The organism is Egibacteraceae bacterium (genome assembly GCA_040905805.1).
Lineage (GTDB): Bacteria > Actinomycetota > Nitriliruptoria > Euzebyales > Egibacteraceae > DATLGH01.
Genome location: JBBDQS010000017.1, coordinates 1 through 11,282 on the forward strand (window position 1 = coordinate 1; position 11,282 = coordinate 11,282).

Consider the following 11,282-nt stretch of genomic DNA (forward strand, 5'->3'; position numbering starts at 1 on the left):
CCCGGCCAGACGACCGCGTCCACGGTGGTCGCGTGGCCCGGCGACTGCCCCGGGCCGGATGCGTCCTGGCCGTTTCGCGGGTGGGGTCAGGCGGTGACCCCTCGACCGCCGGTCGGGGGCCAGGCACGCCACACCGCGTCGAGCACGTCATCGACCAGCGCGCCGTCCCGGGCGGGACGGCCGGTGACCAGGCGCCGGTAGAACAGCGGGGCGAGGAGGAGCTCGGCGAGCAGGTCGGGGTCGGCATCGGGGCCGAGCACCCCCACGTCGCGCGCACGGCGCAGGCAGGCCGCGACGCGCCGGTGCGTGGGCTCCACCAGCGCCAGGCGCCAGACCTGCGCGAGCTGGGGGTCCGTGGCGGCCGCGCTGGCGAGGTGGGGGAGGAGGCGGCCGGCGTCGGAGCGCTCCAGTGCGGCGGCCACACCCAGTAGCAGGCTACGCAGCTCGACGCGAGGACCCTCGCCGCAAGGTGCCGGTGACTCGACGACCACGCAGGCGACGGCCTCCACGCACAGCGCCTCCTTCGAGGACCAGTGGCGGTAGATGGTGGCTTTGCTGACCCCCGCCCGGTCGGCGACGGCCTCGACCGACATGCCGGCCAGCCCGCGGTCACCGAGCAGGTGGATGACCGCCTCGAGCACCGCGCGGTGGGCGCGCGAGCTGCGGGGTCTGCCGGGTCGGCCGGTTGCAGGCATAATATGAAACGTAACGGTTCCGTTTCGGAATATCCACGGCGTGCCGGCTGTTGGACGGGGCTCCGGACCCTTCAGATCGCGAGGTTCTCATGCCAGATCTCACCGACACGACACTGCCCGTCCTGCCGCTGCCCGCCGGGGTGGTCATCCCCGGCATGGTCGTGAACCTGGCTGCGGAGACCGAGGAGGCCAAGGAGGCCGTCGCCGCCGCCGGCCACGCCGGCGGGCGACTGCTCCTGGTGCCGCAGGTGGGCAGCCGTCACGCCGCGGTCGGCACCGTGGCCACCATCGAGCATGACGAGCCGCTGCCCAGCGGGGGCCGCGGCGTGGTCGTCCGCGGGCTGTCGCGCGCCAAGATCGGCGCCGGCCAGGCCGGCGAGGGCGGGGTGCTCTGGGTGAGCGTGGAGGACGTCGTCGACCCCACGGAGGTGACGCCCGAGGTCACCGAGCTGATGCGCGAGTACCGGGCCGTGGTGGCCGAGATCCTGGAGCACCGCAACGCCCGGGGCGTGGCCGAGGCCATCGCCGGGATGACCGATCCCGGCCAGCTCGCCGACACCGCGGTCTACTCCCCGGACCTCGACGCCGAGCAGCGCATCGAGCTGCTGGAGACCCTCGACGTGCGCGCCCGCCTGGAGAAGGCGCTGGCCTGGGCCAAGGACAGCCTGGCCGAGATGAGCATCCGCGACCGCGTGCGCTCCCAGGTGACCGACGGGATGGAACGCGACCAGCGCGAGCACCTCCTGCGCCGCCAGCTGGAGGCCATCCGCACCGAGCTCGGCGACGCCGACGGTGACGACCCCGTGGCCGAGTACCGCCGTCGGCTGGCCGAGGCCGACCTGCCCGAGCCCGTGCAGGCCGCCGTCACCAAGGAGATCGACCGGCTCGAGCGCATGGGCGAGCAGAACCCCGAGCACGGCTGGGTCCGGACGTGGCTCGACACGATCTTCGAGCTGCCCTGGGGGGTGCGCACCGACGACGAGTTCGACCTGCGTGCCGCCAGGGCCGTGCTCGACGCGGACCACAGCGGCCTGGACGAGGTGAAGGAGCGGCTGGTGGAGTTCCTCGCTGTCCGCAAGCTGCGCCGGGAGCGCACGGCCGAGGCTGGCGACCAGTCCGCGCACGTCCCCGCCGGGGCGGCGGAGGCACCGGCCACCACCGCCACCGAGCGCGGCGACGGAGCGATCCTCGCCCTGGTGGGTCCGCCTGGCGTGGGCAAGACCTCGCTGGGCGAGTCGGTGGCCCGGGCGCTCGGGCGGCGCTTCGTGCGCGTGGCCCTCGGTGGCGTGCGCGACGAGGCGGAGATCCGCGGCCACCGCCGCACCTACGTGGGCGCCCAGCCGGGCCGCATCGCCCGGGCGCTGCGGGAGGCCGGCAGCCTGAACCCGGTGGTCCTGCTCGACGAGCTCGACAAGGTCGGTGCGGACTGGCGCGGCGATCCCACCTCCGCGCTGCTCGAGGTCCTCGACCCGGCGCAGAACCACACCTTCCGCGACCACTACCTGGAGGTCGACCTCGACCTGTCCGACGTGCTGTTCCTGGCGACGGCCAACGTCGCCGACACGATCCCTCCGGCGCTGTACGACCGGTTGGAGATCATCCGGCTTGACGGCTACACGGAGCGGGAGAAGGCCGCGATCGCGCGCGCCCATCTGCTGCCCCGCCAGCTCGAGCGCGCCGGGCTGCGCCCCGACGAGCTCGACGTGAGCGACGAGGCGATCGCTGCCATCGTGGACGGCTGGACCCGCGAGGCCGGCGTGCGCGGCCTCGAGCGGCAGCTCGGCAAGCTGGCCCGCAAGGCCGCGACCCGCATCGCCACGGGCGCGGCCACTCCGCCGATCACCGTCGACACCGACGCGCTGCGCGAGCTGCTCGGCCGCCCGACCGCCCAGCGCGACGAGGTGGACCGCGAGCCCGTGCCGGGCATCGCGACCGGCCTGGCCGTGACCGGTGCCGGGGGCGACGTGCTCGCCGTCGAGGCCAACGCCGCCGACGGCGAACCGGGGCTGACCCTGACCGGCCAGCTCGGCGACGTCATGCGCGAGTCCGCCGAGATCGCCCTGTCCTGGGTCCGCGCCCACCTCACCGACCTTGGTGTGCCCGCGGAGGCCGTGACCGGCCGCCGCTTCCACGTGCACGTGCCCGCCGGCGCCATCCCGAAGGACGGCCCGTCGGCCGGCATCACGATGGTCACCGCGCTGGCGAGCCTGGTGTCCGGGCGGGCGGTGCGCCCCGATGTGGGCATGACCGGCGAGGTCACCCTCACCGGCCGGGTGCTGCCCATCGGCGGGGTGAAGCAGAAGGTGCTGGCCGCCCACCGCGCCGGTCTGCGTGAGGTGATCCTGCCGCAGCGCAACGAGGACGACCTCGATGACGTGCCCGCGGAGATCCGCGACGACCTGACCTTCCACTTCGCCGAGCGCATCGGCGAGGTGCTGTCCGCCGCACTGGAAGAACCCGCGCCCGTGACGTCGTGAACGCCAGGCCGGTCAGGTCGGTTCGGTGCGGCCGTCGTGTGGTCGGGTGATCTTCAGGGTCCTGGCGGCCACCGCCGACATGTCCTCCACGATGCCGAACGTCCCGAAGGCGTAGCGCAGGAGGGCGAGGGCGACCTCGCGCTCGGCCACCACCGCCCGTCCGACGCCGCGTTGCTCCATCTCGGCGCGTTCCGCGTCGGAGTGGGTGCGCACCGCGACGTCCACGTCGGGGTTGACGTCCTTGGCCAGATCGATGACCGCGCCGGCCTCGAAGGCATCGGGGGTGGTCACCAGCAGCAACCGCGCACGCTCGAGGTGGGCGTGCTCGAGGATGCCCGGGCGTGACGCGTCGCCGTAGACGACTGGGAGCCCTTGCTCCTTCAGGTCACTGACCAGCTCGCGGTTCTGTTCGATCACGACGTAGGGGATGCCCCGGTGCTGGAGCGCCTCGGCAACGGGGGCGCCGACCCGACCGTGACCGACCAGGACCACGTGGTCGGTCAGCTCGTCCTCGACGACGGTGGTAGGAAGCTCGGTGAGGTCGCCGGCCGGACGCTCCAGGACCTGCTGCAGCCGCGGGCGGGCGTGGATCCAGCGCGAGATGGGGCCGGTCGCAGCGAACAGGAAGGGGTTGAGGGTGATGGACAGCAGGGCTCCGGCCAGGACCAGGCTCTGTGCGCCGTCGGGCAGCAGACCCAGCGAGTCGCCGAGCACCACCAGGATGAAGGAGAACTCCCCGATCTGGGCCAGGCTCGCCGCCACGACCAGTGCCGTGCGCAGAGGGTAGCGGAACAGCAGGACGATGCCGAAGGCCGCCAACGACTTGCCGACGAGGATGATCGCCAGGACCGACACCACCCCCAGGGGGTTCTCCACCAGGACGGCGGGGTCGAACAGCATCCCCACGGACACGAAGAACAGCACCGCGAAGGCATCCTGGAACGGCACCGCGTCGGCGGCTGTCTGTTCGCTGACCTCCGACTCGCTGACGACCAGGCCGGCGAAGAAGGCGCCCAGCGCCAGGGAGACACCGAAGAGGGCGGCGGCGCCGACGGCGATGCCGAGGGCGATGGCCAGGACCGCCAGGGTGAACAGCTCGCGTGAGCCGCTGCGGGCCACGTGGCCGAGGAACCACGGCACCGCGCGGCGTCCCCCCACCCACATCACGGCCAGGAACGCGATCACCTTCGCCAACGTGATCGCCAGCGTCACCCACAGCGGACCGCCGGCGCCCTCGGGGGTCGTCCCACCGAGGGGTCCGGCCAGGGCGGGCAGCAGCACCAGCGCCAGCACCATCGCGAGGTCTTCGACGATCAGCCACCCCACCGCGATCCTGCCGTCGACCGAATCCAGGAGCCCTTGGTCCTCCAGCGCGCGCAGCAGCACGACCGTGCTGGCCACCGACAGCGCCAAGCCCAGCACCAGCCCCTCCCCGAGCGTCCAGCCCCACAGTTGGGTCAGACCGACGCCGAGAGCCGTGGCGACGGTGATCTGGAAGACCGCGCCCGGTAGCGATATCCGCCGCACCGCCAGCAGGTCGCGAACCGAGAAGTGCATGCCGACACCGAACATCAGCAGGATGACGCCGATCTCGGCGAGCTGCGCGGCGATATCCTGATCGCCCACGAACCCCGGTGTGAACGGTCCGACCGCGACCCCGGCGACGAGGTAGCCGACCAGGGGCGGAAGCCGCAGCTTGTTCGCCAACAGGCCCAGCAGGAAGGCCAGGCCGAAACCAACCGCGACGAAGAAGATGAGCTCGGTGTGCTGGGGCATACGGCCTCCGAGGGACGGGCGGGGCGGGGTCGGCACGTGCCAGGGCTCCCATGGAGCGTACGAGACACCCTCTCGGGGGGCATGGGTGGGGCGCCGAGCTCACAGCGCGCCGCCGACCACCCCGCCCAGGAGGTACGTGGCGCCGGCGGCCAGGGCGCCGATGGCGAGCTGACGGGCCCCGGCGAGCGCCATCGGGCGGTAGGTCAGCAGGCTGAGGAGCGCCCCCACGCCGAAGAGGGCCACGGCGGATCCCACTATGGCCCAGACGAAGGCGCCCGTGCCGGAGCCCACCACGTAGGGCAGGACGGGGATCGCGGCGCCGCTGACGAAGGCGCCGAAGTTCGACAGCGCGGCGCCCCACGGTGACCCGAGCGCCTGCGGGTCGAAGCCGAGCGTCTCGTTGGCGAGCAGGTGTGCGCCCGCCCGCGCATCGCCGAGGACCTCGCGGGCCATCGCGGCGGCCCGTTCGGGCTGCGCGCCCTTGGCGCGGAAGAGCAGGCTGAGCTCGTTGGCCCCCTCCGCGGGCAGCGCCTCCAGGTCGTGGGTGTCGAGCTCGACCTCGCCCTCCCACAGCTCCCGTTGGGTGGTCACCGAGATCCACTCGCCGATGCCCATCGACAGGCCCCCGCCGAGCAGGCCGACCAGACCGGCCAGCAGGATCCCCCGGTCGCTCGCCTGACCGCCGGCCACGCCCATCACCAGGGCGAGGTTCGACACCAGGCCGTCGTTCACGCCGAACGTGCCCGCGCGCAGCGACCCCGACAGGCGCGTGCGCCACGACGGGAACAGGCTCGCGACCACCCGGGCGTGGATGCGCTCGTCGCTGGTCATGCTGGCCGGCGCCGCGGGCTCGTCGTCGTACCGGCGGATCTCGGCCGCCTCACCGCGTTCGAGCAGCGGGATGACCACACGCGTGCCGAGCCGGCGGGCCAGGCGGATCAGGACCTGTGCACGCCACCCCGGGCGCATCGTGGCCGGGTCGGGGCGCTCCTCGCCGAGCGCCGCGAGTCGGTCGGCCCAGTGCCCGGCGTGGCGTTGCTCGGCCTCGGCGAGGTGGAACAGGATCTCGCGCCGCTGCCCGTCGCTCCGCTCGGCAAGCGCTCGGTAGATCGCCGCACCGTCCGTCTCGGCGCCGAGGTAGCGGCGGTACCTGCGCGACTGCTTGGTGCTCACGTGCTGCTCCGATCTCCTGTTCGGGTCCCCCGCGCCTGGCCCGGGTGGCCGGGATGCCCCCCGCGCCATGGTTGCTGCCCACCGAGGCGGTGCCACCTCCGACGACGAGGACATGTAGCACACCGCGACGTCGCCACAAACCCCCGCCCGACCGGCACATTGGCTCGGCGGCGGTGGGCTATCCTGGGGTGAGCAACGCGGGGCACGTGGCGGGCATCTCCGCGCGCCCGCGCGTCACGACGTCTGTTGCTGACCTGAGGGAACCCGATGGAGCGCATCGCGCGGGGCATGGCCGGGCTGGTCGGGCGTCTGCCCGGCGTGGTGGTCGTGGCTGCCGTGGTGGCCACGGTGGCCTTCGCCGCACTCTCCTCGCAGGTCGAGATGGCGGTGGGCAACGAGGGTTTCGCGCCAGACAACCCCCAGCTGCAGGCCAGCGAGACGATCGACGAGCGGTTCAACGGCGCGGGGGAGGGCGTCGTCCAGATCCTCGTCTCGGGGTCGGAGCTGGTCAGCGCCGACGGCGTCGCCGCAGTCCAGGCGATCACGGCTGCCGCCCAGGGCAGCGACGCCGGGCCCCACCTGTCCGAACGCCCCGACCGCCCGGCGGTGGTCTCCTGGCTCGGTCCGGCCCAGGCGGCGCTGGCCGAGCAGGGCGTCGACCCGGCGGCGGCCGACGACGACACGGTCGCGGCCACGTTCACCACGGCGCTCGAGGCGCTGCCGCCCGAACAGGTCGGCCTCGTGGCGGGGCTGCTGCCCGCCGAGACCGATGTGAACGCGGCGAGCACGGACGCGGCCCTGGTGCTCGTCTTCCTCGAGACGGAGAGCATCGCCCCGGAGGGTGCGGACGCCGCCGCGCAGTTCGACGCGCAGGTCGAGGTGGAGGCGGACCTGGCTGCCGCTGTTCGCGGCGCCGATCTGCCGCCCGACGTGACCGCGGAGGCGTTCAGCTTCGGGCTGCTGTTCTCCGAGACCGACGCGTTCGAGGCAGAGCTGCTGCGCCTGTTCGCCTCTGCCTTCGTGATCATCGTGGTCATCCTCGCCTTCGTGTACTGGCTGCGGCCCGGCCTGGGCCTCACCCTGGTGGCGGCGGGACGACGGACCGTCGCCGACGTGCTGCTGACCATGGTCACCATCGTCATGGCGATCCTGTGGATGAACGGCGCCGCCGTGCTGCTCGGTCCCGGCTACGCGGGGGTGATCGGCGGGCTGACGGAGGTCAGCCAGATCGTCCCGGTCCTGCTGATCGGGTTGGGGGTGGACTACGCGATCCACCTCACGTCGCGCTACCGCGAGGAGGTGGCCACGGGCGCCGGCGTGCAGGAGAGCATCCGTCGGGCGATCACGACCGTGGGCGTGGCGCTCACGCTCGCGACCGTGACGACCGCCGTCGGGTTCCTCACCAACGTGATCAACCCGGTCCCGGCGTTGAAGGACTTCGGTATCCTCGCCGCGATCGGCATCGTCGCGTCCTTCCTGCTCATGTTGACCTTCGTGCCGGCCGTGCGGTTGCTGCTGGACCGGCGAGCGCAACGGCTCGGCCACCTGCCCCGCGAGGCGTTGGCCCGCACGAGCGAGCGTGTTCTTCCGGGCGTGATGGCCCGGACGGCGGTGCTGGCCGAGCGGGTGCCGGTCGCGACGCTGCTCGTGACGGTCGTGCTCGGCGGGGCGCTGGGGGTCTGGGGGCTGTCCCAGCTCGAGACACGATTCAGCTTCACCGACTTCGTCAGCGACGAGTCCCCGATCGTTGCGACCTTCGACGAGATCGTGGAGCGCTTCGGCGGTGGGTTCGGCGAATCCACCGACGTCCTCGTCGAGGGCGACGTCGCCACCCCGGCCGTGCACAACGCCACCGTCGAGGCGGTCGACGCCCTCACCGGGGTCGACGACGTTGCGACCTTCGGCGACCAGGCGCAGGCCGACTCGCCGGTCAGCGTCCTCGGCACGCTCGTCGCGCCGGGCCCCGACGGGGCGCCACTGGCCCCGGCGGTGGCCGCGGCGGCGGCCGCCGCCGGCGTCGGCGAGGATCTCACGGTCGCCGAGGACGCCGATGTCGCCGGGCTCTACGACGCCATGCTGGCCGCCGCCCCGGTCGAGGTCGCACGGGTGCTCGCCCGGGACCAGGCTGGGCGCTACGACCTGTCGCGGGTGTCGATCCAGAGCAGCGCGGGGGAGGACGGCGCAGCCGCCCTGAGCGACAACCTCGACGCCGCCTTCGCACCCGTGCGCTCCGCGGGTTCCAGCACCGTGGCGACCAGCAACCAGATCATCAACGACGTGATCGTGTCGGCGCTGAGCGACTCGCAGGTGTCGTCGATGGGGGTGACGCTGCTCGCCGCGATGCTCCTGCTCGCCGTGACCTTCTGGTTCCGCAACCGCCGGCCCGCGCTCGGGGTCCTCACCGTGGCGCCGGTCGTGCTCGTGGTGCTGTGGACCTTCGGCATGATGGCCGCGACGGGCATCCCGTTCGGTCCGGTGACCGCCACGATCGCGGCGCTGGCGATCGGCATCGGCGTGCCGTACACGATCCACATCACCAACCGCTACCTGGAGGACCGGGTTGCCTACGACGACCCGGCGGAGGCGATCCGCTCCACGGTGCGCCACACCGGCGGCGCCCTGGCCGGCAGCGCGTTCACGACTTGCGCGGGGTTCGGCATCCTGGTCACCTCGACCCTCACCCCGTTCCAGCAGTTCGGGATGGTGACGGTCTTTGCGATCGGCTTCGCGCTGCTCGCCGCGACCCTGGTCCTGCCGAGCATGCTCGCCCTGTGGGACCGTTGGCACCGCCGCAGGGCCGGGCGGGAGCAGGCGGCCCCGCGCCGGGAGTCTGCCGGGGTCTGACCGACCCGGTCAGGTCGCGAGGCTGCTGGACGGCGCCCGGAGCACTGCGGCGCGCGCGATATCCTTCGGTTCTCGGGGAAGGCGTTGTGTGCGAGAGTTCTGTCGGTGTTTCGCGGCACTGCTCGCCGTCGGGCTCGCGGTCACAGCGTCGCCGGCGACCGCGCAGGACGCCGGGGTCCTTCCGAGCCACCACGTGGTCGAGTCCTTCGACGGTACGCAGCTCGAGGCGACGCTGTTCCTGCCGGCTGGGGCCTCCCCGCAGGCACCCGCGCCGTTGGTCCTGCGCACCCACGGGTGGGGCGGCAGTCGCGAGACCGAGGTGGGAAGCGGCACGCTGTCGCGCCTGCTGGCCGAAGGGTACGCGGTCGTGACCTGGGACTCGCGGGGGTTCGGCTGCTCGGGCGGGCAGATCCGCATCGACGACCCCGATGCCGAGGGCCGCGACGTCACCGCGCTGATCGACTGGGCCGTCACCAACGCCCCGATCGCCACCGACGAGCACGGCGACCCGATCGTCGGCATGTCCGGCGGTTCCTACGCCGGCGGGATACAGACGGCCGGCGCGGCGGTCGACCACCGCATCGACGCGCTGGCGCCGGAGATCTCCTGGTCGGATCTGCGGTACTCGCTGTACTCGGGGGAGGTCGTCAACCAGGGATGGGTGGCGATCCTGTACAGCCTCGGGATGGCAACCGGCACGGGGCAGGGCCTCGACCCGTCGTGCGCGACGGACCCGAGCGCGGACGGGCTCGACCCCGCCATCCACCAAGCAGTGACCGAGTACGCCACCACCGGCAGGGTCTCCGCGGGCACCGAGGCGTTCCTGGCCCAGTCGAGCCTGGCGTCCTACGGCGCCCGACGCCCCGTCGCGGTCCCGACACTGGTCCTGCAGGGCAGCGTGGACACGCTGTTCGACCTGACGGACGGGCACGGCATCTACCGCCACGTACGCGACCAGGGCGCCGATGCGCGCTTCGTCGTCTTCTGCGGCGGTCACGTCGCCTGCCCGGCCACCTACGCCGACGCCGGCGACCGCGCCTACCTCGACGAGGCGATCGTGACGTGGTTCGCCCGTCACCTGCGCGGTCAGGACGTGGCGACGGGCGCACCGGTGTCCTACCGTACGAACGAGGGCGTCTGGCGCGACGCCGAGGTGTTCGCGGGCGACGCCCGGGTGGCGCTGTCGGGTGCGGCCACCGGCTTGCCGGTCGTGCCCGTGGTCGACCTGCCCGATCCCGAGGAGGTCCTGGCCCTCGTCGCGGCCGGCCCGCTAGAGGGCATCCCGGCCCTGCCCATCACGTCGGCCAAGGTGGCGACGCCGGGGGACCCGCGGGCGGCCACCTTCCCCGTTGCGCACGCCGACGGGGGACCGCTCGAGGTGCGCGGCATCCCCGACGTGACGCTCGCGGTGACGGGTGTGGCCGTCTCCCTCGACCAGGCGCTGGCGCCGCTGGGCGAGCACGCGGCCGAGCTGCCGACGCACGCCGTCGGTGACGTGCTCGTCGGCTCGCTCGGCCCGCTGGGCGCGGTGACCGGCGGCCTCCTCGGGAGCATCGGCGGGGACGGCGGGTCGCTGGGCGGGGTGGACGGGACCGTCAACGTCTTCGTGAGGCTCGTCCACCGCGAGTCCGGTGCGGTCCTGAACCTGCAGGAGGGCGCCGTGCGGGCCGATATCACCGATGGCGAGGCGGTCGTCGACGTGCCGATGCCGGGGTTGGCCTACACCATCCCCGCCGATCACCACCTCGACCTGGAGGTGTCGACGGCCAGCATCATGCACGCCACCGGCCGCACCCCGGCGCTGATCGACGTCGCCGTCTCGGGGGCCGTGCCGGTCGCCGGCAATGCCGTACCCGTCGTGGACGCAGCCCCCGTGGTCAGCGAGGCGCGTGACGGGTCTGACACAGTCGGCCCGCGCAGGCGGCCCCTGCCCGCCACCGGGGGAGGCGTCGGTGCTTTGGCGCTGCTGGTCTTGTTCGCCGCGGTGGCCCTTCGCCAAGGGGGCTGAGCGAGCGGGCACAGCCGAAGGCGTCTCGCCGGTCGCTGCCACGTGGGTCTGCTGGCGCGTTCCAAGAATGTGCGCGTCAGCCCTTGCATGGGTCCTTTCCTGGTGATAGAGTCGAACACATGTTCGTATCAGTGGAGGTTCGGTCAGGCGACGTACCCGCCTCTGCGGGCACGCGCCGCTGGGCGCGCCCGCACGCGCTGACCGGCGTGTTGGCCAGCGAGGAGCCCGTCGGCTACGACGCCGACCGCGCACCCGACGCCGACGCCGACGCCGACGCCGACGCCGACGCCGACGCCGACGCCGACGCCG

General features: G+C 73.1%; 7 protein-coding genes. 4 read left to right on the top strand and 3 right to left on the bottom strand.

The genetic code is table 11. The features are described 5' to 3' along the window. Positions 1-86: 86 nt before the first annotated feature. On the bottom strand, positions 87-695 hold the full coding sequence (locus tag WD250_03210) for a TetR/AcrR family transcriptional regulator (GenBank protein ID MEX2619207.1): 609 nt from the start codon (positions 693-695) through the stop codon (positions 87-89). A gap of 89 nt (positions 696-784) precedes the next feature. On the opposite strand from WD250_03210, the gene lon reads away from it, so the two are divergent. Continuing rightward, positions 785-3,172, top strand: a complete 2,388-nt coding sequence (gene lon / locus WD250_03215; protein MEX2619208.1) for an endopeptidase La — start codon at positions 785-787, stop codon at positions 3,170-3,172. 12 nt (positions 3,173-3,184) lie between these two features. On the opposite strand, the gene ybaL is transcribed toward lon, so the two are convergent. After that, complete coding sequence (gene ybaL, locus WD250_03220; GenBank protein ID MEX2619209.1) at positions 3,185-4,948, bottom strand: YbaL family putative K(+) efflux transporter; 1,764 nt, start codon at positions 4,946-4,948, stop codon at positions 3,185-3,187. Positions 4,949-5,047: 99 nt separating this feature from the next. Continuing rightward, the gene (locus tag WD250_03225) at positions 5,048-6,121 is read right to left on the bottom strand and encodes a VIT1/CCC1 family protein (protein ID MEX2619210.1); all 1,074 of its coding nucleotides are present in this window, start codon (positions 6,119-6,121) and stop codon (positions 5,048-5,050) included. A 267-nt stretch (positions 6,122-6,388) separates the two neighbouring features. On the opposite strand from WD250_03225, the gene WD250_03230 reads away from it, so the two are divergent. The 3 genes from WD250_03230 to WD250_03240 form a co-directional block, all read left to right on the top strand. Further along, positions 6,389-8,965 (top strand): MMPL family transporter, encoded by a 2,577-nt coding sequence (locus WD250_03230; GenBank protein ID MEX2619211.1) that lies wholly within the window; start codon positions 6,389-6,391, stop codon positions 8,963-8,965. 88 nt (positions 8,966-9,053) lie between these two features. Then, positions 9,054-10,973: a CocE/NonD family hydrolase gene (locus WD250_03235; protein MEX2619212.1), complete on the top strand. Its 1,920-nt coding sequence runs from the start codon at positions 9,054-9,056 to the stop codon at positions 10,971-10,973. A gap of 119 nt (positions 10,974-11,092) precedes the next feature. Beyond that, positions 11,093-11,282: hypothetical protein (locus WD250_03240; protein MEX2619213.1), on the top strand; the 190-nt coding region annotated here is incomplete at its 3' end.

Bases quoted from the DNA above. Each gene is read 5' to 3' on its own strand.
- WD250_03210 (MEX2619207.1), bottom strand. From the start codon at position 695: ATGCCTGCAACCGGCCGACCCGGCAGACCCCGCAGCTCGCGCGCCCAC.
- lon (MEX2619208.1), top strand. From the start codon at position 785: ATGCCAGATCTCACCGACACGACACTGCCCGTCCTGCCGCTGCCCGCC.
- ybaL (MEX2619209.1), bottom strand. From the start codon at position 4,948: ATGCCCCAGCACACCGAGCTCATCTTCTTCGTCGCGGTTGGTTTCGGC.
- WD250_03230 (MEX2619211.1), top strand. From the start codon at position 6,389: ATGGAGCGCATCGCGCGGGGCATGGCCGGGCTGGTCGGGCGTCTGCCC.